Origin of the sequence: Micromonospora peucetia (assembly GCF_900091625.1) — a bacterium.
GTDB lineage: Bacteria > Actinomycetota > Actinomycetes > Mycobacteriales > Micromonosporaceae > Micromonospora > Micromonospora peucetia.
Genome location: NZ_FMIC01000002.1, coordinates 2,766,355 through 2,790,721 on the forward strand (window position 1 = coordinate 2,766,355; position 24,367 = coordinate 2,790,721).

Annotated in this window: 20 protein-coding genes; 14 read left to right on the forward strand and 6 right to left on the reverse strand. The window is 74.1% G+C overall.

Annotated features, from left to right (window positions below):
• The first annotated feature begins 324 nt into the window (after window positions 1-324).
• The 7 genes from GA0070608_RS12970 (at window position 325) to GA0070608_RS13000 (ending at window position 8,803) form a co-directional block, all read left to right on the forward strand.
• Window positions 325-1,524 carry a substrate-binding domain-containing protein gene (locus tag GA0070608_RS12970; RefSeq protein ID WP_091627454.1) on the forward strand — a complete coding sequence of 400 codons (1,200 nt, stop codon included), beginning with the start codon at window positions 325-327 and terminating at the stop codon, window positions 1,522-1,524.
• Window positions 1,525-1,530: 6 nt separating this feature from the next.
• The gene (locus GA0070608_RS12975; protein ID WP_091627460.1) at window positions 1,531-2,274 is read left to right on the forward strand and encodes an ABC transporter ATP-binding protein; all 744 of its coding nucleotides are present in this window, start codon (window positions 1,531-1,533) and stop codon (window positions 2,272-2,274) included.
• Window positions 2,275-2,336: 62 nt separating this feature from the next.
• On the forward strand, window positions 2,337-3,116 hold the full coding sequence (locus GA0070608_RS12980; RefSeq protein WP_176733714.1) for an ABC transporter ATP-binding protein: 780 nt from the start codon (window positions 2,337-2,339) through the stop codon (window positions 3,114-3,116).
• Complete coding sequence (locus GA0070608_RS12985) at window positions 3,116-4,006, forward strand: branched-chain amino acid ABC transporter permease (protein ID WP_091627469.1); 891 nt, start codon at window positions 3,116-3,118, stop codon at window positions 4,004-4,006. The genes GA0070608_RS12980 and GA0070608_RS12985 overlap by 1 nt, the downstream gene beginning before the upstream one ends.
• Window positions 4,003-5,130: a branched-chain amino acid ABC transporter permease gene (locus GA0070608_RS12990; protein WP_091627472.1), complete on the forward strand. Its 1,128-nt coding sequence runs from the start codon at window positions 4,003-4,005 to the stop codon at window positions 5,128-5,130. The genes GA0070608_RS12985 and GA0070608_RS12990 overlap by 4 nt, the downstream gene beginning before the upstream one ends.
• A 209-nt stretch (window positions 5,131-5,339) precedes the next feature.
• Entirely contained in the window at window positions 5,340-7,496 is a 2,157-nt protein-coding gene (locus GA0070608_RS12995) for a RecQ family ATP-dependent DNA helicase (protein WP_091627476.1), read from the forward strand.
• Window positions 7,497-7,747: 251 nt separating this feature from the next.
• The gene (locus tag GA0070608_RS13000; RefSeq protein WP_245715779.1) at window positions 7,748-8,803 is read left to right on the forward strand and encodes a hypothetical protein; all 1,056 of its coding nucleotides are present in this window, start codon (window positions 7,748-7,750) and stop codon (window positions 8,801-8,803) included.
• Window positions 8,804-8,902: 99 nt separating this feature from the next.
• Here the strand turns inward: GA0070608_RS13000 and GA0070608_RS13005 are convergent, their stop codons facing one another.
• From GA0070608_RS13005 to GA0070608_RS13015, 3 genes are all read right to left on the reverse strand, one after another.
• Window positions 8,903-9,319 (reverse strand): helix-turn-helix domain-containing protein, encoded by a 417-nt coding sequence (locus GA0070608_RS13005; RefSeq protein ID WP_091627481.1) that lies wholly within the window; start codon window positions 9,317-9,319, stop codon window positions 8,903-8,905.
• 1,016 nt (window positions 9,320-10,335) lie between these two features.
• Window positions 10,336-11,541 (reverse strand): class I SAM-dependent methyltransferase, encoded by a 1,206-nt coding sequence (locus GA0070608_RS13010; RefSeq protein WP_091627485.1) that lies wholly within the window; start codon window positions 11,539-11,541, stop codon window positions 10,336-10,338.
• Window positions 11,542-11,670: 129 nt separating this feature from the next.
• Window positions 11,671-13,359: a DEAD/DEAH box helicase gene (locus GA0070608_RS13015; protein ID WP_091627490.1), complete on the reverse strand. Its 1,689-nt coding sequence runs from the start codon at window positions 13,357-13,359 to the stop codon at window positions 11,671-11,673.
• 315 nt (window positions 13,360-13,674) lie between these two features.
• Here GA0070608_RS13015 and GA0070608_RS13020 point away from each other — a divergent pair, with 315 nt between their 5' ends.
• The gene (locus tag GA0070608_RS13020) at window positions 13,675-14,328 is read left to right on the forward strand and encodes a ferritin-like fold-containing protein (protein ID WP_091627493.1); all 654 of its coding nucleotides are present in this window, start codon (window positions 13,675-13,677) and stop codon (window positions 14,326-14,328) included.
• 60 nt (window positions 14,329-14,388) lie between these two features.
• On the opposite strand, the gene GA0070608_RS13025 is transcribed toward GA0070608_RS13020, so the two are convergent.
• Window positions 14,389-14,616 carry a DUF3107 domain-containing protein gene (locus GA0070608_RS13025; protein ID WP_091627496.1) on the reverse strand — a complete coding sequence of 76 codons (228 nt, stop codon included), beginning with the start codon at window positions 14,614-14,616 and terminating at the stop codon, window positions 14,389-14,391.
• 65 nt (window positions 14,617-14,681) lie between these two features.
• A complete protein-coding gene (locus tag GA0070608_RS13030; protein ID WP_091627499.1) occupies window positions 14,682-15,320 on the reverse strand; it encodes a TetR/AcrR family transcriptional regulator in 639 nt (212 codons plus the stop codon).
• A gap of 145 nt (window positions 15,321-15,465) precedes the next feature.
• Between GA0070608_RS13030 and GA0070608_RS13035 the strand changes: the two genes are divergently transcribed.
• The 6 genes from GA0070608_RS13035 (at window position 15,466) to GA0070608_RS13060 (ending at window position 23,677) form a co-directional block, all read left to right on the forward strand.
• Window positions 15,466-18,528: a hypothetical protein gene (locus GA0070608_RS13035; RefSeq protein ID WP_091627503.1), complete on the forward strand. Its 3,063-nt coding sequence runs from the start codon at window positions 15,466-15,468 to the stop codon at window positions 18,526-18,528.
• A gap of 70 nt (window positions 18,529-18,598) precedes the next feature.
• Complete coding sequence (locus GA0070608_RS13040; RefSeq protein ID WP_091627506.1) at window positions 18,599-19,573, forward strand: alpha/beta fold hydrolase; 975 nt, start codon at window positions 18,599-18,601, stop codon at window positions 19,571-19,573.
• Between the two features lie 5 nt (window positions 19,574-19,578).
• Window positions 19,579-20,532 carry a DUF3152 domain-containing protein gene (locus GA0070608_RS13045; protein ID WP_091627511.1) on the forward strand — a complete coding sequence of 318 codons (954 nt, stop codon included), beginning with the start codon at window positions 19,579-19,581 and terminating at the stop codon, window positions 20,530-20,532.
• Between the two features lie 101 nt (window positions 20,533-20,633).
• Window positions 20,634-21,467 (forward strand): DUF3152 domain-containing protein, encoded by an 834-nt coding sequence (locus GA0070608_RS13050; RefSeq protein WP_091627515.1) that lies wholly within the window; start codon window positions 20,634-20,636, stop codon window positions 21,465-21,467.
• A gap of 110 nt (window positions 21,468-21,577) precedes the next feature.
• Complete coding sequence (gene moeZ / locus GA0070608_RS13055) at window positions 21,578-22,759, forward strand: adenylyltransferase/sulfurtransferase MoeZ (protein ID WP_091627519.1); 1,182 nt, start codon at window positions 21,578-21,580, stop codon at window positions 22,757-22,759.
• 96 nt (window positions 22,760-22,855) lie between these two features.
• Complete coding sequence (locus GA0070608_RS13060; protein WP_091627524.1) at window positions 22,856-23,677, forward strand: prenyltransferase/squalene oxidase repeat-containing protein; 822 nt, start codon at window positions 22,856-22,858, stop codon at window positions 23,675-23,677.
• A 159-nt stretch (window positions 23,678-23,836) separates the two neighbouring features.
• Here GA0070608_RS13060 and GA0070608_RS13065 read toward each other — a convergent pair whose 3' ends face one another.
• Window positions 23,837-24,352, reverse strand: a complete 516-nt coding sequence (locus tag GA0070608_RS13065; protein ID WP_091627529.1) for an SUKH-4 family immunity protein — start codon at window positions 24,350-24,352, stop codon at window positions 23,837-23,839.
• Window positions 24,353-24,367: the final 15 nt, after the last annotated feature.

The following is a 24,367-nucleotide window of genomic DNA, read 5'->3' on the forward strand; positions in this document are numbered from 1 at the left end:
TGCCCCGATCCGGCGTCGAACTGGCCGCCACCCGCCGAAAGCTGACCGGGTCTTCTGCGACAGCCTGCTCGGCGGCGGCCGGCGCTGTCGACGGACGAGGGAAATGCCGGTCGGTGGGGGGCGGCGACACAGGAGCGTTTCCGTCAATGGCCGCTGCGGCCATCGCGGACGTACGCCGTCACAGTCGCAGGGCTGGCGCTGTAACGTCCGGCCACCCCACCCGTGTTACTTGTGTGCATCGGCCACATAGCCCGTGGGTGACGTCACTCCTAGCGTGAGCCGTCATATGAGTTCCCTACCTCCGAGTCCTCACGTGGAGTCGCAATGACGGTCCGGACGACGCGGCGGGTGTTCCTCTCCGCCGCCACGATGATGGCCGCGGCGCTCGCCGCCACGGCCTGTGGCAGCCCGCAGGACACCGCTTCCGGTGGCGGCGACAGCGCCGCCCCGGTGAAGGTTGGCCTGGTGTACTCCCAGTCGGGAGCCCTGGCCAGCTACGGCAAGCAGTACATCGAGGGTTTCAGGGCCGGCCTCGACTTCGCCACCAAGGGCACCAACAAGGTGGGCGACCGGGCCGTCGAGGTCACCGAGGTCGACGACGCGGGTGACCCGGCGAAGGCGGTCTCCGCGGCCAAGGACCTGATCGGCAAGGGCAACAAGATCATCGCGGGGTCGACGGCCTCCGGCGTGGCCCTCCAGGTCGCCCCGATCGCCGCGCAGAACAAGGTTCTCTTCATCTCCGGGCCGGCCGCCACCGACGCGGTGACCGGCTCGAACAAGTACACGTTCCGGTCCGGGCGGCAGTCGTACCAGGACGTGGTCACCGCCAAGTCGTTCATCGGCGACCCGGCCGGCAAGAAGGTCGTGGTCTTCGCCCAGGACGGCGCCTTCGGCGACGCCAACGAGGCGGCCGTGAAGGCTGTCATCGGCGGTGCGGGCGCGGCCGTCAGCAGCGTCCGGGCGCCGGCCAGCGCCACCGAGTTCACCCCGTTCGCCAGCCAGATCAAGTCCGCCAAGCCAGACCTGCTCTTCGTGGCCTGGGCCGGCACCACCGCCCCGGCGATGTGGCAGACGCTCGACCAGCAGGGTGTGCTCTCCTCCACCACGGTCGTCACCGGCCTGGACATCCGCGCCTCGTGGCCGACCTTCGGCGCCGCCGGCGCCAAGATCTCCTTCCTGTCGCACTACTTCGACGGGGCCTCCGACAACGAGGCCGCCAAGGCCCTGAAGGCCAAGGTCGGCACGGTCGACCTGTTCCACCCGGACGGCTTCGCCGCCGCGCAGATGGTCGTCCGTGCGATCTCCGAGGGCGGCGACGACGTCGAAAAGATGATCAAGGCTCTGGAGGGCTGGAGCTTCGACGGGGTCAAGGGCGGGATGACCATCCGCGCCGAGGACCACGCGCTGCTCCAGCCGATGTTCCAGGCCAAGCTGACCGGCAGCGGCACCGCGTTCACGGCCACCGCGCAGAAGGCGCTGACCGGGGACGAGTCCGCACCGCCGGCCGTGCCGATGAAGGGCTGACAACAGATGCTCGCCACCCGCGGTCTGACCTGGCGGATCGGTGAGGTCGCCATCGTCGACAGCGTCTACCTCGACCTGGCGCCCGGGGAGTTCCTCGGCGTCATCGGGCCGAACGGCGCCGGCAAGACCTCACTGTTCAACCTGATCACCGGCATCCGCCGGGCCACGGAAGGACGGATCACCCTCGACGGGGAGGACATCGGTTCCCTCCCGCCGCACCGGCGGGCCCGTCTCGGGCTCGGCCGTACCTTCCAGGCATCCTCGGTCTTCGGCTCGCTCAGCGTGCGGGAGAACGTCCGGCTCGCCGTGCAGGCGCACCGCGGGGGCTCGATGAAGCTGTGGCGGCGGGCGGCGGCCGACCGGGAGGTCGCCGCCGCCGCCGACGCGGCGCTCGACCGGGTCGGCCTCGCCCACCGGGGTACGGCGCTGGCCGGCACCCTCGCCCACGGCGAGAAGCGGAAGTTGGAGATCGCCCTGCTGCTCGCCGGGGAGCCCCGGGTCATGCTGCTCGACGAGCCGATGGCCGGGGTCAGCGCCGAGGACGTGCCCGAGCTGGTCTCGGTGATCCGCTCGCTCACCGGCGACAGCGGCCGGTCGGTGCTGATGGTCGAGCACCACATGGACGTCATCCTGGAGCTGGCCGACCGGATCGCCGTGATGCACCACGGCGCGCTGCTGGCCTGCGACACCCCGGAGACGGTGATGGCCAACCCCACCGTGCAAGAGGCCTACCTGGGGGAGTCGCTGTGAGCGCGAGGAATGAGCCGGGTTTGCGAGTCCCGCAGTCGCGAACGGAAGGCGGCTCAGCTCTAGTGGAACCCATTCTCAGCGTGGAGAACCTGTCGGTCCGGATCGCCGGGCTGCACATCCTCCAGGGGGTGTCCTTCACGGTCGCCCCGACCGGCGTCACCGTCCTGCTCGGGCGCAACGGCGTGGGCAAGACGACCACGCTGCGCGCGATCGTCGGTCTCACCCCGCCCGCCGGCGAGGTGCGGGGCGCCGTCCGGATGGGCGCGCAGAGCCTGCTGGCCCGGCCGACCCACCGGCTGGTCCGCGGCGGGCTCGGCTACGTGCCGGAGGACCGGTGCGTCTTCGCCGGGCTCACCGTCGCGGAGAACCTCCGGCTCGCCGAACAGCGGGGCAGCACCCCGGCGTACGACAAGGTCTTCGCGCTCTTCCCGGAGCTGGACCGGCGCGGACGGCAACGGGCCGGCTCGCTCTCCGGCGGGCAGCAGCAGATGCTCGCGATCGGCCGGGTGCTGCTCAACGACAACCGGCTGCTGCTGGTCGACGAGCCGACCAAGGGGCTGGCGCCGAAGGTGGTGACCGAGGTGGCCGAGGTGCTGGAACGGGTCGCCGAATCCGTGCCGGTGCTGCTGGTCGAGCAGAACCTGGCCGTGGTCCGGCGGCTCGCCCGGGACGCGGTCGTGCTGGCCGCCGGCCAGGTCGCCTGGACCGGCGACGCGCAGGAACTGCTGCTGGAGACCGCCCTGACAAAGTCGCTGCTGGGCGTGGGCTCGGCGGAGGGGCACGCGCCGGGCGCGAGGAGTCAGCTTGCGGGCCCCGCAGGCGCGAGGAAGGACCAGCACTGATGGACACCGTCATCCTGTTGACGCTGACCGGGCTCGGCCTGGCGGCGCTCTACTTCCTGGTCGCCAGCGGTCTGTCCCTGGTCTTCGGTCTGGCCGACGTGCTCAACTTCGCGCACGGCGTCTTCCTCGGCGTCGGCGCGTACGGGACCTGGTGGGCGGCGGGCAACCTGCCCGGCGCCGGGTCGGACGGCTTCGGCTTCGTGGTCTCGGTCGCCTTCGGGGTGGCCGCCGGCACGCTGGTGGCGGTGCTGGTCGAGCTGGTGCTGATCCGGCCGCTCTACTCCCGCACCATCGAGCAGGTGCTGGTCACCGTCGGTCTCTCGCTGGCCGGTGTGGCGCTGCTCCAGGCCACCTGGGGCGCGGACGCCCGGCCGTTCCCGCGCCCCGAGTGGACCCGGCAGGTCACCGGAATCCTCGGCGCCAACGTGCCCAACGGCGGCCTGCTGCTGATCATCGCCGCGGTGCTGGTGCTCGGCGCGATCCTGGCCTTCCTCCGCTGGACCCGCTACGGCCTGATCATCCGGGCCGGCGTGGAGAACCGGGAGATGGTCACCGCGCTCGGCATCGACGTGCGCAAGGCGTTCACCCTGGTCTTCGCCATCGGCGGGGCGGCGGCGGCGCTGGCCGGCGCGCTCGGCGGCGTCTACTTCGGCACCGTCTCGCCCGGCCAGGGCGGCTCGCTGCTGATCTTCGCGTTCATCGTGGTGGTCATCGGCGGCATGGGCTCGGTGACCGGTTCCGCGTACGCGGCCGTCGCCGTCGGCCTGACCCAACAGTTCGTCAACTACTACGGCACCTCCGGGCTGGGCGACATCTGCGTGGTCGCGCTGCTGGCCGTGGTGCTGCTGCTGCGCCCGCAGGGCATCGCCGGAAAGGTGGCAACGGCATGACCGAGACCAAGAGCCCCGAGGTTCCGGCGCCGCCCGCGGCGGTGCCCGACGAACTGACGCCGGGGCGCCGACGGTGGCACGGGCTGCGCCCGTACCTGCCGCTGGTCGCGCTGGTGGTCGCGCTGATCCTGCCGTACTCCACGCTGCACCTGCCGGGCGTCTTCGAGGGGGCGCTGAACTCCCCGGGCACCCTGCAACTGCTCGCCGTCTGCCTGGTCTTCGGCGGCCTGGCCGCCGGGTACGACCTGCTCTTCGGGCGGACCGGGATGCTCTCCTTCGGCCACGCCCTCTACTTCGCCGCCGGCGTCTACGGCACCGACATCCTCGTTACCAAGGCGGGGCTGCCGCTGTGGCAGGCGGGGCTGCTTGCGATCACCGGCGGGACGATCCTCGCCGCGCTGCTCGGCGCGGTGGCGCTACGCACCGTCGGCATCGCGTTCGCCATGGTGACGCTCGCCTTCGCCCAGGTCGGGGCGATCCTGGTGGCCCGCGACTTCGGCGGGCTCACCGGCGGCGAGGAGGGGCTGCCGCTGGATGTCTCCGGGCTGCCGGAGGGCCTGGTCGGGGTCACCAACACCGTCAACCTCTACTGGCTGGCGCTGGCGTACCTGGTCGTGGTGGTCTTCGTGGTGCACCGGGTCTCCGGCTCGCCGACCGGGCGGGTGCTCGCCGGCCTGCGCGACGACGAGCGGCGGATCGGGGTGCTGGGGCTCGACCCGTACCGGTTCAAGCTGGTGGCGTTCGCGCTGGCCGGCGGGCTGGCGGCGGCCGGGGGCGTGGTCTACGTCCTGATCGTCGGCGGCGCCTCGCCGCACATCACCTCCTCCGAGTGGACCCTGGCGCTGCTGGTGATGGTGGTGCTCGGCGGGCCGGGCACCCGGTGGGGGCCGGTGATCGGCGGCATCCTCTACATGTACCTCGACCACCGGCTGGTCGCGTTCGGCACGTCCGACGCGGTGGAGGCCCTGCCGGCGTTCCTGAGCAACCCGCTGTCCCAGCCGCTCTTCGTGCTCGGCACCGTCTTCATCCTGGCCGTCTATTTCTTCCCCGGCGGCCTGGCCAGCCTCGCCCCACGCCTGGCACTCCTGCGGCACTCCCTGCGCACCCCCTCCCGCCGCCCCTGACGGCGCGGGCCCGGCCCCGCCGATATGGAGTTGTCGCCGCCCGGCGACGGCTCCATATCGGCGGGGCTTCTGCGCGGAGGAGGACCCCCGCACCCACGCGGACGCGGCGCCCCTGGCAGTCCGCCAGCACGGCACCGCGCCGGGGTGATGTGCTGCTGGGCGAGCGCTCGCCCAGCGGGAACGTCCGTCGTAGCTGGTAGAAATGCCGGATGAGCGTGGATCGGACGGCGGTACGGGAACGGGCCGAAGCGGTGCTGCGGCGGTTGGCCGGCGAGCACGCCCGGCTCCGCGAGGACCAGTGGCGGGCGATCGAGGCGCTGGTGGCCGACCGCCGCCGGGTGCTCTGCGTACAGCGCACCGGGTGGGGCAAGTCGGCGGTCTACTTCGTGGCCACCGCCCTGCTCCGCGAGCGCGACCAGGGCGAGGCCGCCCCGCAGCCGGGCGAGCGTGCCGGAACAGCCGGCCCGACCGTCATCGTCTCGCCGCTGCTGGCGCTGATGCGTAACCAGGTCGAGTCGGCGGCCCGGGCCGGCATCCGGGCCCGCACCATCAACTCCGCCAACCTCGACGAGTGGGACGAGATCACCGCCGAGATCCAGGCCGGCACCGTGGACGTACTGCTGATCAGCCCCGAGCGGCTCAACAACCCGGACTTCCGGGACACCGTGCTACCGAAGCTCGCAGCCACCACCGGCCTGCTGGTGGTGGACGAGGCGCACTGCGTCTCCGACTGGGGGCACGACTTCCGGCCGGACTACCGCCGGCTGCGTACCTTCCTGGCCAACCTGCCCGAACGCACCCCGGTGCTGGCCACCACGGCCACCGCCAACGCCCGGGTCACCGCCGACGTGGCGGAGCAGTTGGGCGACGCCCTCGTACTGCGCGGCAGCCTGGACCGGGAGTCACTGCGACTGGCCGTGCTCGACCTGCCCAGCCCGGCGCACCGGCTGGCCTGGCTCGCCGACCACCTGGACCGGCTGCCCGGCTCGGGCATCGTCTACACGCTCACCGTCGCCGCGGCGGGGGAGACCGCCGAGTTCCTGCGTTCCCGGGGCTACGCCGTCGCCTCCTACACCGGCCAGGCCGAGGACGCCGACCGGCGGGCCGCCGAGCAGGACCTGCTGGACAACAAGATCAAGGCGCTGGTCGCCACCAGCGCCCTGGGCATGGGCTTCGACAAGCCCGACCTCGGCTTCGTGGTGCACCTCGGCGCACCGCCGTCGCCGATCGCGTACTACCAGCAGGTCGGCCGCGCCGGCCGCGCCGTCGCGCACGCCGAGGTGCTGCTGCTGCCCGGCGCCGAGGACGCCGCGATCTGGCGCTACTTCGCCTCGCTCGCCTTCCCGCCGGAGGAGCAGGTCCGCGCCGTGCTGGCCGCCCTGCACACCGACCGCCCGCTCTCCACCCAGGCCCTCGAACCGATCGTCGACCTGCGCCGGGCCCGGCTGGAGCTGATGCTCAAGGTGCTCGACGTCGACGGCGCGGTCCGCCGGGTGCGCGGCGGCTGGCTCGCCACCGGCGAACCCTGGACCTACGACGAGGCCCGGCTGCGCCGCGTCGCCGAGGCGCGCACCGCCGAGCAACAGGCCATGCGGGAGTACGCGAGGACCCCCGACTGCCGACTGCGCTACCTGCGAGAGTGCCTGGACGACGCCGGTGCGACCGGCTGCGGCCGGTGCGACCGCTGCGCCGGCCCGCTGTTCACGCCCGACGTGTCGGACGTGGCGCTGACCGCCGCGCAGACCTTCCTCGGCCGCCCCGGTGTGGAGATCACGCCGAAGAAGCTCTGGCCGACCGGGCTGGAGGCGGTGGGCGTACCGCTGAAGGGGCGGATCGCCCCGGCGGAGCAGGCGCTGCCGGGGCGCGCGGTGGGGCGGCTGTCCGACCTGGGGTGGGGCGGTCGGCTACGCGACCTGGTCGGGCCGGAGGCGGCGGACGTCGCCGTTCCCGACGACGTGGCCGCCGCCGTGGTCGAGGTGCTGAAGGCGTGGGCGCACGGGGACGAGAAGTGGCCCCGCCGCCCGGTCGGTGTGGTCGCGGTCGGCTCGCGCCGCCGGCCCCGACTGGTCGGCTCGCTCGCCGAGCGGATCGCCGCCGTGGGTCGGCTGCCGCTGCTCGGCCAGGTGACGCCGACCGGCGCGCCCGTCGGCGGCCCGCGCGGCAACAGCGCCCAGCGGGTACGCGTCCTGCACGGCGCCTTCACCGTGCCGGACGAACTGGCCGGCGCTCTCGCCGGGCTCGACGGGCCGGTGCTCCTCGTTGACGATCTGGTCGACTCGGGCTGGACGATGACGATGGCCGCCCGGGAGCTGCGCCGGGCCGGCGCCCCCGACGTGCTTCCCCTCGCACTGGCCGTGGCCGGCTGAGCCACCCGCCGTCCGCCGTCCGCACACCCGCCACCCGCCACCCGCCACCCGCCACTCGCCACCCGCCACCCGCCGTCCGCCGTCCGCCGTCTGCCCGTCTGCCCGTCTGCCGTCCGCAGTCCGAGCTGCGCCGACGTCGTTTCGGCTGGGCCGGGAAAGTTCCCGGTGGGGCGGGACTGCGACCGTCGCCACGCCGCAGCACCGGCGGGCTGACGCGGTGCCGAGGGGCGGTAGCGTGGGCGGCATGACCGATGAGCAGCCTGGCCGCGAGCGGGACGGCGGCGGTGCCTGACCAGGTGTCGGCCGTGCCCGACCAGGCGTCATCCGTGCCGGATCAGGCATTGGCCGTACCGGATCAGGCGTCGACGGAGATCGACCAGGCATCGGCCGAGCCGGATCAGGTGTCGGCAGTGCCGGACCGGAGCACCGTCCGGCTGGCGCTGGTCGTCGGCGGGTTGGTGCTCGCCGTCCTGCTCGGCTTCGGCCTCGGCCGGCTCAACGGCGGCCCGTCCGTGGCGGCGGGGCCGGACAGCGCCCTCACCGGCCACAGCCACGCGCCGGGCACAGGCGCCCACGAGCACGGCGCTGACCAGGCCGCGGCGGCGCAGGCCGGCGGCCTCTCGGTCAGCTCGGCGGGCTACACGCTCACCCCGGTGGCCGCCGCGTTCACCGCCGGCCGTCCAGGCGAGCTGCGGTTCCAGGTGCGGGACGCGCAACGCCGCCCGGTGACCCGGTTCGCGGTCGTGCACGACAAGCCGATGCACCTGATCGTGGTGCGTCGCGACCTGACCGGCTACCAGCACCTGCATCCGACGATGGCGGCCGACGGCACCTGGTCGGTGCCGCTGACCCTGTCGCAGCCGGGCGTCTGGCGGGCGTACGCCGATTTCACCGCGCTCGGCGACGACGGCCGGCAGACGCCGGTGACCCTCGGGGTCGACCTGACCGCGCCGGGCGGCTACCAGCCGAGGCCGCTACCGGCGCCGGCGTCCTCCGTCACGGTCGACGGGTTCACCGTCGGCTATCAGGGCACCCCGCAGGCCGGCGTGACCGTGCCGTTGACCTTCCGGGTCGACTCGCCCGGCGGGCCGGCGGCGCTGGAGCGTTACCTCGGCGCGTACGGGCACCTGGTCGCCCTACGCGAGGGGGATCTGGGCTACCTGCACGTCCACCCCGAGCCGCAACCGGTCGACGGGGCGGTGACGTTCTGGGTGACCACGCCCGACCCGGGCCGGTACCGGCTCTACCTGGATTTCCAGGTTGCCGGCGTGGTGCGGACCGCCGAGTTCACGGTCATCGTGCCCTGACCCCATCGGGCGGGCGGCCGGCGCCGGAACGCGAGGGTGCGAGCAGCACGACGGCGGCGACGAGCAGCCCGACGACCGGTGGTCGTGCTCGGTGGGCGCTCAGCCGGCGCGGCGGATCGGGCGGCGGGCCAGGTAGCGCAGCAGGTCGCGGATGTGGTGCTTCTCCTCGGCCGGAACGGTCGGATCCGCCAGCCGTTGCAGGATCACCCGTACGTCCGCCTCGACAGGGCCGTCGTCGACTCGTCGGCGGGGTGCGGGACCGGCGTCCGGCAGGCCGAGCGCGCGGAACGCGGCCGCGACCGGCAGGTCCAGCGCCGCGCAGAAGCCGCGCACCTTGGCCAGCTCGGGGTAGTCCTGCCAGTCCCCGGCGAGCCAACGGAACACGGTCGACCGACCGACTCCGGTGTGGGACGCCAGATCGGTGACGGTCCAGCCGCGTTCCTCACGGGCGTCGTCGATCGCACGCCGCACGAAACGTGCGAAGGCCATCTGCGGAGAAACCTCTACGGAACCCATCCCTGCGGGTCTTCCCTCCCGACCGGCACCGGCGGTGCGCCTCCGAGGGTAGTACGGAAAGGTCGGGAAACAATTGACTGATCGACCAGACCGTCACGTGGACGCGACGTTCCACCCTCCGGAATGGCGCGGATCACATCCCGGACGGGTGGACGCGGCGGTCGACGTCGCTCAGGTGACCGGGGCTCCAGCGAAGTGGTCCGGGCGACGACGACGAGCAGTCCCCGCGCTGCACGTCGGCGGGGCCGACAGTTGCGTCGTGCCTCGATCACGCCACCCACCATCGGCGGGACCGGCGGTGACGCTGATGGCGGGCCGGTGATGCGCGAGCGCCCCGGGTGATCAGGACGCCATGGACGTTACCCGGGCTGTTTAGCGTCCATGGCGTCCTGATCACCGTTGGCTGGAGCGCCGGATCCGGCACGCGGGTATCCGGGCCGGAGCGGAACTGCCTTCGAGATCCGGTTCTGCTGAGCGGTGGAGATCCGGCGGATCAGCACGATGAACGAGGCCCCGGCGACCAGGCCGGGGACTGCGGCAATCACCCGGGGGCCAAGCGATCCTGGTGGTAGCGGACAAACGTGGCGATGGTGGCCGTCCAGGGAACCGGCGGAGGGGGCGGCGCAGAATAGATGATCATGCGATGGGCGGTGATCCCGCGCTCAGTCAATGGTGATCAGGACGCCATGGACCCTAAAACAGCCGGGTAAGGTCCATGGCGTCCTGATCACCCGGGGTGCTCGCGCATCACCGGCCCGGCCCCGCATCACCGGCCTGCCGGTTGGCCCGGACGTTCAGCGGCGCGGGTTTGGGGCGGGCGCTGGTGGGTGGCGTGCTCGCCCGGTGGGCAGCAACTCCGGGCCGGGCGGCCCGTCGAACTGCGGCCTGCCGAGCCGGGCGGCCTGCCGAACTGCGGCCTGCCGAGCCGGGCGGCCTGCCGGGCCGGGCGGCCTGCCGGGCCGGGCGGCCCGCCGGAACTGCGCCCCGACCGGCAGGCAGTTCGGGCGACGTCCCGATTAGCGGGCCGTCGCGACGTCGTCCGGCGCCTGGGTGTCGGGGTCCGGGGCAGGGTCCGGCGTGGGCGCCGGAAGCAGCGCCTCCAGTCGGGGGCTCACCGCCCACCGGTCGACCAGCTCCCGGTACTCCGCCCGCTGGGCGGCGGTCGGCGCGGTGCCGGTGCGTCGTGCCCGGATGAGCAGGTTGCGCGGGGTGTGCCGGGAGTCGACGAACTCCACGACCTCGGCCCGGTAACCGTGCAGCCGGAGCAGCCCGGCCCGCAGCGCGTCGGTGAGGACGTCCGCGAAGCGCTCGCGGAGGATGCCCTGCCGGGTCAGCAGCTCGTACGGGGCCGGGGCCGGCCGGGTGCGCAGCTGGGCCGCGACGTCGTGGTGGCAGCACGGCGCGGCGAGCACCCAGCGGGCCCGCCAGCGCACCGCCCGGGCCAGCGCCTCGTCGGTGGCGGTGTCACAGGCGTGCAGGGCCAGCACCAGGTCGGGGGCGGGTTCCACGACGGCGTCGGCGATCGTGCCGGCCACGAAGCTGACCCGGTCGGCCCAGCCCAGCCGCTCGGCCAGCTCGGTGTTGCGCCGCCGCTGGTCCTCCCGGACGTCCACGCCGACCAGTTCGACGTCGACCCCGCGCTGGGCCAGCCACCGGTACGCGGCGAAGGTCAGGTACGCGTTGCCGCAGCCCAGGTCGACCACCCGCAGCGGGCCGGTCAGGTCGTCCGGGAGGGTCGCCGCCAGCGCCCGCAGGAACGCGTCGACCTGGCGCCGTTTCGCCGCCGAACCACCGATCTCGGCGAAGATCGGGTCGCCGGGGTCGAGCAGGTACTCCTTCGCCCGGTCGTGCCCACCCGGCTCGGCGGCCGGCCGGGCCGCGGCGGCCCGGTGTACCTGCGCCTCGCCGGACTTGGTGACCCGTAGCTGGAGCGTCGCGTCGGCCGTCTCCACGTGCCAGTTGCCGAACGGCTCGGCCAACAGCGCGTCCACCGCCGCGTCGGCCTCCGGGCCGGGGGCCACGTTGCGGGTGTACGGGCGGGAGCCGTCGGAGGTGGAGATCTGCAACCGGGGGCCGGCCTTGAGCGCGACCGGCCGCAGTTCGGCGCGGACCACCGAGGGCCGGTGTCCACGTCGGCGTCCGGCGGCCACCGCACGGGTGAGCGCAGGGTCGAGCAGCAGTGCCCGGACCTCGGTCAGGGCGGCGTCCAGCGGTTCGGCCATTGCTCCATCATCCTGCTCGGTCGGACCCGTCCCGAACGCGGGCCGCGTCGGTCAGGCGCCTGGCGCACCAGGCGCAGAAGGAACGTCCCCGCACCGGAGGCCGGTACGGGGACGTCGGACGTGCGTGGGTCAGTCGGCGGTCGCCTCGGCCGGCGTACCGGCGGCGGAGCCACCGCCACCACGACGGCGCCGGCGGCGGCGGGGCTTCGGGGCCTCGCCCTCTGCGTCGGCGGCCGGAGCGTCGGTGGCTTCGGCGGTGACCACCGTGGTCGGCTCGCCCGCGACGGTCTCGCCGGCGCGGCGACGCCGACGGCGACGCGGGATGCGGGTGCCCTCCTCGGCGGTGTCGGCCGGCGCGTCCGCCTCCGGCACGTCGGCGGCACTGCTGGCGCGGCGCGGACGGCGCTCGCCGCGACCGCCGCCCTCGCCCCGACCGCCCTCGCCGCGACCGCGACCCTCGCCGCTGCGGGAGCCCCTGCCCTCGCCCCGGCGGGGCCGGCCGCCGCCGAGGTCCTCCTCGACCTCTGCCGACAACCCGGCGCGGGTGCGCTCGGCGCTCGGCAGGGTGCCGGTGACCTCGGTGGAGATGTCCAGGTCGGTGTAGAGGTGCGGAGAGGTGTGGTACGTCTCCTGGGGCTCCGGCATCTCCAGGCCCAGCGTCTTGTCGATGATCCGCCAGCGGGGCATGTCGTCCCAGTCGACGAAGGTCACCGCGACGCCGGTCGCCCCGGCCCGGCCGGTACGACCGATCCGGTGGGTGTAGGTGTCCTGGTCCTCGGGGCAGTCGTAGTTGATGACGTGGGTGACGCCGCTGACGTCGAGCCCGCGCGCCGCCACGTCGGTGGCAACCAGAATGTCGATCTTGCCGGCCCGGAACGCACGCAGCGCCCGCTCCCGCGCGCCCTGCCCGAGGTCACCGTGCACGGCGGCGACCGCGAAGCCCCGGAAGTCGAGGTCCTCGGCGACCCGGTCGGCGGCCCGCTTGGTGCGGGTGAAGATCATGGTCAGCCCGCGTCCCTCAGCCTGGAGGATGCGGGCCACGATCTCGACCTTGTTCATCGAGTGGGTGCGGTAGACCAGTTGCTCGGTCTGCGGCGACGGCCCGGTCTCGGCGGTGTGCCCGGCGTGGATCGTCACCGGGTGGCGCAGGAAGCGCCGGGACAGGGTGACGATCGGGTCCGGCATGGTCGCCGAGAAGAGCATGGTCTGCCGGTCCTCCGGCAGCATCGCGAGGATCCGCTCGACATCGTCGAGGAAGCCCAGGTCGAGCATCCGGTCGGCCTCGTCGAGGACCAGCGCGTGCACCCGGTCCAGGCGCAGGTGCTTCTGCTTGGCCAGGTCCAGCAGCCGGCCGGGCGTGCCGACCAGGATCTCCACGCCCTTGCGCAGCGTGTCGACCTGCGGCTCGTACGCCACGCCGCCGTAGATGGGCAGCACCCGGACGCCCCGGGTCCGGCCCGCGGCGGCGAGGTCCTTGGCCACCTGGATGCCCAGCTCACGGGTGGGTACGACGACCAGTGCCTGCGGCACGCCGTCGCTGCCCTCGCCCGGCGCGAAGACCCGCTCCAGCAGCGGTACGCCGAAGCCGAGGGTCTTGCCGGTGCCGGTGGGCGCCTGGCCGATCAGGTCGGTGCCGCGCATCGCGATCGGGATCGCGTACTCCTGGATGGCGAAGGCGCGGGTGATGCCGGCGTCGGCCAGCGCGTCGACGGTCTCCTGACGCGCGCCCAGCTCGGCGAAGGTGGGTGCCTCCGGACGCACCGGAGCGGTGGCGGCCAGTTCCTGGCCGTCCAGCAGGTCTTCAGTCAGCTCGCTCATATGGATTTGGGGGTGCCCTCTCGTGGGTGCGCCCCGTCATGTCCTCAGGGCGCGTTCGGTGTGGCGCGGGCCACACGGTCGGCGGCAGACTGCCTTGCCGGACCGGGCCGCACGCGCGCCGCGGGCCTCATACTTCGACTGGGCCGGCTGATCGGTTGGACCACCCTGGCTAGGTCGGCGCCCACGGCAACTGCTCCATGTTACCTGAACCGGTCCAAGGGCGTCCTGATTCCGCGCGCACGCGCCACGCCGGGGGCAGTCCACGTGATCTGAGCCACTTCTGGTCTGGTTGCCGGCGGGCGGTAGCCTGCGCTCGTGTCCGCGCCCGATCTGCCCGACCATGCCGTCGTCGACCTGCTCGGCCTGGTGGCCCTCGGTGAGCTGCTCGCCTTCGAACGGATGGCCGTCGATGCCCGGCTCGCCCCCGACCTGCGCCGGCGGGCGGCACTGGGCGAGATGGCCGCCGCCGAGATCGGCAACTACCGGCGGCTGGCCGACCGGCTCGCCGCGCTCGGCGTGCTCCCCGACGACGCCATGGCGCCGTACGTCGGGGCGCTCCAGGCGTACCACGACTCGACCGAGCCGAGGGACTGGGCGGAGGCGGTGACGAAGGCGTACGTGGGCGACGCCATCGCCGACGACTTCATCCGGGAGATCGCCACCGCGCTGGCCGAACCGGACCGTCAGCTCGTCCTCGACGTGCTGCACGACTCGTCATACGCGGACTTCGCCGTAGCCGAGATCCGAGCGGCTGTCGAGGCCGATCCACGGGTGGCCGACCGGCTCTCGATGTGGGCGCGGCGCCTGGTCGGCGAGGCGCTGTCACAGGCCGGCCGGGTGGCGACCGCCGAGCGGGGGGCGTTCACCGCGCTCATCGCACAGGGCGGGCAGGTGGACGTGCAGGGGCTGTTCCGGCGGCTAACCGAGGCGCACTCCAGGCGGCTGGCCGAGGCCGGGTTGAACAACTGAGCGGGACCGGCGGTCCGCGACGGGCGATCGTCGGTCACCCGTCGCGACCGGCCGGACCACTCAGCGGACGGTGAACCCGACCGCCCGCGGCGACGCCTCGGCGATCTCGACGTAGGCGACCTTGCCGACCGGCACGATCACCCGCCGGCCCTTCTCGTCGGTCAGGGAGAGGGTGCCCTCGGCCTTGCCGAAGGCGTCGGTCACGATCTGCTCGATCTCGGCCGGCGACTGCGCGCTCTCCAGGACCAGCTCACGCGGCGCGTACTGCACGCCGATCTTGACCTCCACTGTGCCTCCTCATTCGGGCGAAAGAGCCGCCGATGGGAAGGCTATCCGATCCCGGGGCCGGATGTTCAGACTGACTCACCTTGCAGCGGGAAGCTGGCGATGCCCCGCCAGGAGAGCGCGGCGACCAGTGCCTCCGCCTCGGCCTTGGGCAACTGCCGGCCGCGGGCCAGCCAGAACTGCGCGGCGGTCTCGGCCGCGCCGACCAGGCCGGAGGCGAGCAGCTCCGCGTGCGCCCGGCTGATCCCGGTGTCGGAGATGATGGTGTCGGTGATCGCCGCGATGCAGCCCTGCTCCACCCGCTCGACGCGCTGCCGCACCGCGGGGTCGTTGCGCAGGTCCGACTCGAAGACGAGGCGGAAGGCCTCGCTCTCATGGTCGACGAAGTCGAAGTACGCACGTACCGACGCCCCGACCCGGTCCTTGTTGTCGTTGGTGCCGCGCATGGCGTCGTCCACCTTCGCGAGGATCGCGTCACAGTGCGTGTCCAGCAGGGCGAGGTAGAGCTCCATCTTGCCGGGGAAGTGCTGGTAGAGCACCGGCTTGGAGACCCCGGCCCGCTCGGCGATGTCGTCCATCGCAGCCGCGTGGTAGCCCTGGGCGACGAACACCTCCTGGGCCGCGGCGAGCAGTTGCTTGCGGCGCGCGGAACGGGGCAGGCGGGTAGGCCGGCCGGCGGTCTGGGCACCGTTCCCCACAGCGGTCATGGGAACCTCCGAGTTCTCGTACGAGCCGGCATATCACCCGAACCGGTCGGGGTCCGGGGACCCGTCGCGGAATTGGCCCGCCGCTGTAACTTATCGCCACTGTCACCACACGGTAGCCTCAGCGGGGGCGACCAAGGAGCGCGCGGTGAGTGAAACAGGGCAACCCGGTGCCGCCACCCCGGGAGAGCACGGTGACGGGACGGGTCCGCAGGACGACCTGGCCCGTTCCGGCAGCGGGTGGGCGCCCCCGGCGGCCGGTTGGGCCCGGGGCGGGGAGATTTCCGGCCCCCACGAATCGGCCGCGCCATGGGGTCCGCCCGATCCGACTCCCGGCTGGGCCGCCTCGTCGCCGCGACACGGTGACCTGCCGCCGCCGCTGCCCGGCCTGCCGGCCGGGGCCGAGCCGCCGGCCCGGGCCAACGGCCACCGCGTCAACGGCGTGGACCATCCCGCCGACGACGCGCCGGTCAACCGCCAGGCGCCGGTGAGCGCCCCGCCCGGCATCCTCGGCGAGCAGCGCCGCGACCCGGGCAACGACCGGCTGGTGGTGCCCGCGCAGCGCCCGGCACCGCCGGTCGAGCAGCCGCCCGGGCCGCAGCACGGGTTCGCCGACCCCGAGTCCGGTCCGGTCCGGCGTTCCTCCGACGACCCGTCGACCGGCCGGACCCGCTGGTCCGACCCCGGCCTGCCGACGTCGGCGCCCCCGGCCGTCCAGGTCCCGCCCGTGGGCATGGCAGCCAGCGGCTTCGAGGTGCCGCCCGGCTTCCGCGCGCCGACGGTGGACCGCGCCGCCGCTCAGGAGACCCCGTCAGCCGCTGGCCCGGCGCGCGGCTGGGGCGAGCACTTCCCGCCGGAGCCGCCGGCCAACGAACCGCGCCCGTTCCCGCCGGCCACCGATCGGCCGGCCGACGCCGCGCCCGCCACCGGAGACCACGCGACCAGCGGCGACCGGGTCGCCGGCGTCGACCGCACGCCGGGTGCGGATCGCGCCTTCCGGGACGACCGCGGCCCCGATCCGGTCGCCGCCGGCACGGATGGCGCAGCCCGGGAGTTCGGCCAGGACCCCACGTCCGGCGGGTTCGGCCAGGACCGTGCGTCGAGGGCCGCCGGATACGAACAGGCCGCGCGTGGCTTCGGCCCGGGCCCGGGTGGGGGCCGTTCGCCGGACGCCGATCCCGTCGCCGGTGCGGTGCACGCTCCGGGCGTCGACCGGGAACCGTTGCCCGACCCGGAACAGGGCGGGCCCCGGCAGCCGGCCGCAGATCGGCCGCCGACGACCGAACCGGACTGGACCGGCCCGAACTGGAACCGCCCGAGCTGGGGTGCCGCGTGGGCGCCGCCCTGGTCCCGCGAGGAGCACGAGTCGGCGGGCCGCCTGCCCCGGGAGGAGTCAACCCCGTCGGGTCGCCGCGCCTGGGAGGAACCCGAGCCGCCGGGCCGCCGCACCCGCGAGGAACCCGAGCCCGTCGCTCGCCGGGCCCGTGAGGAACAGCCGCCGGCCTGGGCCGGCGAGCCGCACCGGCTGTACGAGCCGCGCGCGGAGTCTCCCCGGTCCTACGACCCGCCCCACGAGTCCGGCCGCCCCTACGACGTCGCCCAGACCGCGTCGGTGCCCCGACCGGCGTACGAGCGGCCGTCCGCCCCCGCCGACCGGACGACGGGGCCCGAGGCCGGACCGCCGGCCCCGGCCGAGCGGCCGGCCTGGGCGGCGGGCGGGCCGGTCACCGCGCCGGCGAGTGCACCCCCCCTCGCGTACGCCCCGGAGGCCGCCGTTGCTGCGGCGCCCCGCGCCGAGGAAACCCCGGACCGGGTCACCCGGCCGTTCCGGCTCCGTCCGGAGACCGCGGAGACGGCCCCGGGGCCTCCGGACGGCCCGCAGGCCGCCGCTGGTCCCGCTGCCGAGGCCGCCACCAGCGGATTCGGGCGGCGTGACCACACCCCGTCCGCGCCCGCCCCGACGAGCGCACCTCCCTATGCGGCCCGCCGCTCCGCCCCCGAGCCGGAGCGGATGGCCCAGCCGGCCGCCGCCGACCGGGCACCGGATCCCGCGTCGGCGGTGTTGCCGCAACGCGTCCCCTCCGAGCCGGACGTGCCCGTCGTGCCGGAGCCGCCAGCCGTGGAGCCACCCGCCGAAACCCCCGAGCTCGCCCGCATCGCCACCCACCTGCGCCGCGAGGACGAGTCCGCCCCGCCGCGGGAGCGTCCGGAGGGTTTCGACGTCAACGCCATCCTCGACGCCGTCCGTGGCGTGGCCGGCGTTCGCGACGCGGCGCTGCGCCGTACCCCGGCCGGCGCACACAGCCTGCGCCTCGACCTCGCCGACGGGGCCGACCCGGCCGAGGTGAGCCGGCAGGTCGCCCGCCTGCTCCAGGACCGGATGGGGCTGGCCGCAGCCCCGCAGAACGTGCCCGGCATGCCGGCCGCGCCCGCGCCGCCGGTGCGCCGCCGGTCGGCGGAGCCGCGCGGCACCGACAGCCGGGGCCCGGCGGCACGCCCCACCGAGCCGTCTCCCGCCGAGCCCCGGACACCCGGCAGCAGGGTGGCCGGCAGCCCGTCGGAGGCCTCGCCGCCCCGTCCCGAGGCGGCGCCCGAGACCCCGCGCCGACGCCGGCAGCCCGCCGTCCCGCACCGGGGCCGGGCCACGGTGGAGGAGCCGGGCTCGGTCTCCGCCGCACCGACCGGGACTCCCGCCGGTGCCCCGGCGGCGAGCGTCGGCACGTCCTACTCCGGCGGGCAGGTGACGACGACGGAGACCGCGCCGTCCCGGCCGCTGGACACCGGCGGCGCGACGGGCCCCCGGGTGGTGATCGACCACGTCCAGGTGAGCACCTTCGGGCTCGATGCCACCGTGGAGGTACGCCTGCTCGCCGGCGGGGAGAGCGCCGCCGGCTACTCGACCGGGCCTGCCGTCGACGGGTACGTGCTGCGGCTCTGCGCGGTGGCCGCCGCGGCGGCGGTCGACGAGCTGCTGCGCGGGGGCGAGACCGGCCCCGACGCCGGCCCCGACCGTGGGCGCTGCTTCGTTGAGCACGCCGCTGTGGTGCCCTTCGGCAACTGCGACGTGGCCACGGTCGTGGTGCTGCTGGTCTGCGACGGCTGGGTGGAGCAGCTCGTCGGCTCCGCACTGGTCGCCGGTGACCCACGGCAGGCGGTCGTCCGGGCCACCCTGGCCGCGGTCAACCGCCGGCTCGAGGCGCTGCTGGCCTGAGCGCCTCCGTGGTACGCGGGGAGGGGGGCGACGCGCTGTAGGTCGGCCCGGGCCCGGGCAGACTGGAGTCATGAAGCGCGCCACCCTTCGGCCGGACCACCTCCTTCCCGAGCACTCCGTCCCGCCGCCCTGGCCGGGACGGGAGGTACGCCTTGAAGGCACGGTGACGTACGTCCGGGACACGCCGGCCACCGCGCCCGGCGCCGAGCCGGCGCTCTACGTGCACGGACTCGGCGGTTCGTCGCAGAACTGGACCGACCTGGCGTACCTGCTCGCCGACCACCTCGACGGGCAGGCCATCGACCTGCCCGGGTTCGGCCGCAGTGAGCCGGGTCGGCGGTACACGGTGCCGGCCTTCGCCGACCGGGTGATCCGCTGGATCGAGCACTCCGGTCGGGGGCCGGTGCACCTGTTCGGCAACTCGCTGGGCGGGGCGATCTCGGTGCACGTGGCGGGGGTGCGGCCGGACCTGGTCCGGAGCCTGACCCTGATCTCGCCGGCGTTGCCGTTCCTGGATTTCCGGCGTTCGTTGCAGGGTCGGATGCTGCCGCTGCTGGCGATCCCCCGGGGCGAGCGACTGGCCGCCTGGCGGCTGGCCCAGGTCGCGCCCGAGGTGATGGCCCAGCAGGTGATGGAGGCGAGCGTCGCCGACCTCAGCCGGATCTGTGACCAGCGCCGGGAGGAGGCGCTGGAGGAGATCCGGGCGCGGCACGAGGCCACGCATCACGCCGCCGCGTACGTCCGGACGTTCCGGGGGCTGGTCTCCAGCTTCCTGCGGTCGTACCTGCCGGGGTCGGGGTCGCTGTGGCGGCTGGCCGGGACGGTCGGGGCGCCCACCCTGGTCGTCGGCGGACGGGCCGACCGGCTGGTCGACGTGCGGGTGGCGCCGCAGACGGCCCGCGTCGTCCCGGACAGCCGGCTGCTGATGCTCGACGGAGTCGGCCACGTGGCGCAACTGGAGGTGCCGCGCCTGGTGGCCCGGGCGGTGCTGGGTCTGCTCGCCGAAACGGGGGACGCCGTCAAGCGGTCCGACATGGCAGGCTGACCGGGATGTCCGCTGCCCGTCGCCCCGCCCCCGCCCGCCACGTCCCGGCCCCCGCCGAGGGCCGTCGTCGGGTCTCGGCGCGATCACCGGTACCGGCTGCCGGCCCGGACCTGACCCGCCCGCGGCACCGCCGTCCGGAGCGCCGACGGCTTCTCGTGAAACTGCTCGCGCTCGTGCTCACGCTCGCCGTGGCGGTGGTGGTGATCGCCAACCGGCGGGGCGCCGACGTCGAGGCGGAGACGCTCGCCGCCCAGGAGTTGGCCCCCGCGCCGGTGCTGGCGCCGCCGGCGGCCTCGCCGCTGCCGTCGTCGCCCGCCAGTACGGCCCCGTCCGCCACGACGCTCCCGCAGGCCGTGCTCCGGCTGCCCGGGCCGGTGCCGTCGGCGGGCCGGGGCAGCTTCGGCTACGACGACCGGGCGGGCCCGGTGCTGGGTGACGCCGGCACGCTGCGCCGCTACCGGGTCGCTGTGGAGTCGGGCGCCGACGAGGACGCGGGCGAGTTCGGCGCTGCCGTCGAGCTGGCGCTCACCGGGCCGGGGAGCTGGGTCGACGGCGGGCTGCGGTTGCAGCAGGTACGCGCCGCCTCCCGGCACGACTTCACGGTCTACCTGGCCACGGCGAGGACGGCGGGGCAGATGTGCGCCGCCGGAGGGGTGAACATCCGGGTGGGCGGGCAGCCGTACACGTCGTGCCGGGCACCGGGCAAGGTGATCATCAATCTGGACCGCTGGCGGCTCTCGGTGCCGCACTTCGTCAGCGCGAAGGTGCCGCTCTCGGTCTACCGGACGTACGTGGTGAACCACGAGGTCGGGCACCAGTTGGGGCATCGGCACGAGCGCTGCCCCGGCAAGGGGCGGGTGGCGCCGGTGATGATGCAGCAGACGCTCTTCCTCGACGGCTGCGTGGCCAACCCCTGGCCGTACCGCGACGGCCGCCGGTACGCGGGCCCACGGCTCTGACCGTCGGAGTCGGCCGTTCGACGCGACACGGGGAACCACCTGACGTGAGCTTGAATCGCGTAAAAGCGCCATATGCCCGATTGGCGTGAGATGCTCGTTTCATGACGCCGCCGTCCCCGAAGTTGCCGTCCGGTCCGGCACGGTGGCGGCTGTCGGCCCTGCCTCGGAACCGCCGCGTCGTGCTGTTCGGCGTCCTGCTGCTGCTCGCGGCGACCACCGCCGTGACGCTGGCCCGGGCCGCCACCCCGGCCACCGCCCCGGCGAACGGTCAGGCGACCGACCAGGCGAACGGGCGGGCCACGGACGAACAGGGTCGCGTCTCGCGCGGGGCGGGGGCGGACGAGCGGGACCGGCCCTCCTACCCCCGGACGGGCACGGGCGACTTCACCGCCGCGCCCGGCGACTCCCCGGTGCGGGGCACCGAGGGACCGGTCCGGCACTACCGGGTGGCCGTGGAGCAGGGCACCGGCCAGGACGCCGCCGCCTTCGCCGCCACGGTCGACGAGGTGCTGGCCGACCCCCGAAGTTGGATCGCCTCGGGGGAGCTACGGGTGCGGCGGGTGGCGCAGGCGGCCGATGCCGACTTCACCGTCTACCTCGCCACCCCGGCCACCTCCGAACGGATGTGCGCCGAGGGCGGGCTGAGCACCGAGGGCTACACCTCCTGCCAGCTCCCCGGCCAGGTGATCATCAACCTGGCGCGCTGGCTGGAGGCGGTCCCCGACTACGGTGCGCCGCTGGAGATCTACCGCGCCTACGTGGTCAACCACGAGGTGGGCCATGAGTTCGGCGAGGGACACCAGGCCTGCCCGGGCCCCGGCGAACCGGCACCGGTGATGCAGCAGCAGACGTACGGCCTGGACGGCTGCGCCGCCAACGCCTGGCCGTACGTGGACGGCTCGCGGTACGACGGCGAGTTCGTTCCCGGCACCTGAGATATTCCCGTTCCCGCAGTTCGGACGACGTGTCCCTGCTCATGGCCGATCGACCCCGGTGCGAGCGACAATGGCTCGGTTCGCCTTCAGCCGATCCCGGGGAGTCCACCGTGTCGTTGCCCCCGCTCGTCGAGCCCGCCGCCGAGCTGACCGTTGACGAGATCCGCCGCTACTCACGCCACCTGATCATCCCGGACGTCGGGGTCGAGGGGCAGAAGCGGCTGAAGAACGCCCGGGTGCTCTGTGTCGGCGCCGGCGGTCTCGGCTCGCCGGCCCTGATGTACCTCGCCGCGGCCGGGGTCGGCACGCTCGGCATCATCGACTTCGACACCGTCGACGAGTCCAACCTCCAGCGCCAGATCATCCACGGCGTCTCCGACATCGGCCGTGCCAAGGCCGAGTCGGCCGCGGCCTCGATCCGCGAGATCAACCCGCTGGTCAACGTGGAGATCCACAACACCGCGCTGGACCGCGAGAACGTCCGCGAGATCTTCGCCCGGTACGACCTGATCGTCGACGGCACCGACAACTTCGCCACCCGCTACATGGTCAACGACGCGGCGGTGCTGCTCGGCAAGCCGTACGTCTGGGGGTCGATCTACCGCTTCGACGGCCAGGCGTCGGTGTTCTGGGCCGAGCACGGCCCCTGCTACCGCTGCCTCTACCCGGAGCCGCCGCCGCCCGGCATGGTCCCCTCCTGTGCCGAGGGCGGCGTGCTCGGTGTGCTCTGCGCGTCGATCGGTTCCATCCAGGTCAACGAGGCGATCAAGCTGCTCGCCGGCATCGGGGAGCCGCTGGTCGGCCGGCTGATGGTCTACGACGCCCTGGAGATGAGCTACCGCAAGATCAAGGTCCGCAAGGACCCGAACTGCGTGCTCTGCGGCGAGAACCCCACGGTCACCGACCTGCTGGAGGACTACGACGACTTCTGCGGCGCGGTGTCGGTGGAGGCCCAGGAGGCGGTGGTCGACGCGACCATCACCGCGCTGGAGCTCAAGGAGTGGCAGGACGCGGGCAAGGACATCTTCCTCGTCGACGTCCGCGAGCCGGCCGAGTACGAGATCGTCCGGATCCCCGGCGCCACGCTGATCCCCAAGGGCGAGATCATCTCGGGCGCGGCGCTCGCCAGGCTGCCACAGGACCGGCAGCTTGTGCTGCACTGCAAGTCCGGCGTCCGCTCGGCGGAGGCGCTCGCCGCGCTCAAGGCGGCCGGCTTCCGCGACGCGGTACACGTGCAGGGCGGCGTGCTCTCCTGGATCAAGCAGATCGACCCGTCGCTGCCCGCGTACTGACCGCGTCGGCCGAGGTCGTGGCGGGCCGTCCCGGCCCCCGCGACCTCGGCCGATTCGCCGAGGCGTGATCGCATTTCCGCAGGTAGCGTTGCCGCCGTGGTCGACATCGAAGCGGCGGTCGGGTTCGTCGTGGCGCACGGGGACGCGGTGGATCGCGCCCGTCTGTCGTGGCTGCGCACCGGCGCGCAGCCACCTCCCGGGCTGCTCGACGACGCGGAGGTCGGCCAGACGCTCGACGGCGGTTGGCCAGCAACCCTGGACGGGACCGTGTCCTCGGTGGACGCCACCTGTTTCCGCCTGTCCGAGCTGGACGATCTCGGTGCGCTCGGCCGTCCGGCCGCCCGCCGGGCGCTGGACTGGCTGGCCACCCGTCAGCTGCCCGACGGCGGCTGGGCGGAGGACCCGGCACTGGCCGACGTCGCCCCCGACTGGGCCCGGCCGGGCGACCCCGAGGCGGGGTTCCACCTGACCGCGAACGCCGGGTTCTGGTTGACCGTCGCCGGCCTGGACGCCCGGCCGTCCGGGCCGCTCGACCATCGGGTCGGCGGGGCGTACGCGGGCGTCGTGCAGGCCGCCGCGCAGTCGCTCGTCGCGCGCCTGCGCCCGGACGGCCGCTGGCCGTCCTTCCTGCCCGCCGGGTGGCTCAGCGCGGCGGTCCTGTACCGGCAGGAGATGTTCCACGAGGCGGCGCGAATCCAGGTGATCCTCGCCGAGCGGATGCCGGAACTGTCCCCGGGCGACGCGGCCTGGCTGGCGGCGACGCTGCGCCGCGTCGGCATCGACGGGCAGGACTGGCTGCTGGCGCGGGCGTGGCGGCGGCTGACCGAGACCCAGCGCAGCGACGGCGGCTGGGAGAGCGACGACGGGCGCCAGTTCGACGTGCACAGCACGCTGAGCGTGATCCGCTCCTGCCGCTGAGGCCCGACTCGTCGCCCGCGACCGGCTCGTCGGCCCTCGTCGCCCGCGACCGGTTTGTCGGCCCTTGCCGCCCGCGACCACACCGGTTCGTCGGCCGTCGCCGCCCGCGACCGCATCGGCGTCAACCCCGCAGCCGACGGTTCGGCCCGCCGGCCGGCCTCACCTGAGCTGGCTGATCACCAGCGGCCACCAGGCGTCCGGGGCAAACGCGGCACGGTCGATGCTCTCCAGGACCGTGCGTAGCGTCTCCGCCCGTTCGGCCCGGCCCGGTTGGCCCTCGTCGGCCTCCACGAAGAGCGCGAACTGGTAGATGAACTCGACGAAGGTGCGGAAGTTGCTGTTGACGGCCTGGATGTCCTGCTGCTCCAGGTCGAACTGGAGGATGTCGCCGGTCTTCGGGTCCAGCACGTAGAGCAGGTCGGGGTTGTCGGCGACCGCGCCCACCACGATCAGCCGGAGGTCCAGCGAGCCGTCCTCGGTGCTCAGCTGGATCGTGTCGAACAGCTCGATGTCGCCTTCGAGGAAGGCGGTGTAGACGACCGCCACGTCGAGCGGGATCTCGTCGCCGGCGGGCAGCATGTCGGGGGCGAATCCCCCCTCCAACCACGCCTCGCGCGGGTACGGGATGAGCTCGTCCTCGCTCCACAGTGAGCGGAACCGGGGGTCAGCGGCCATCGGTGTTCCTTCGCA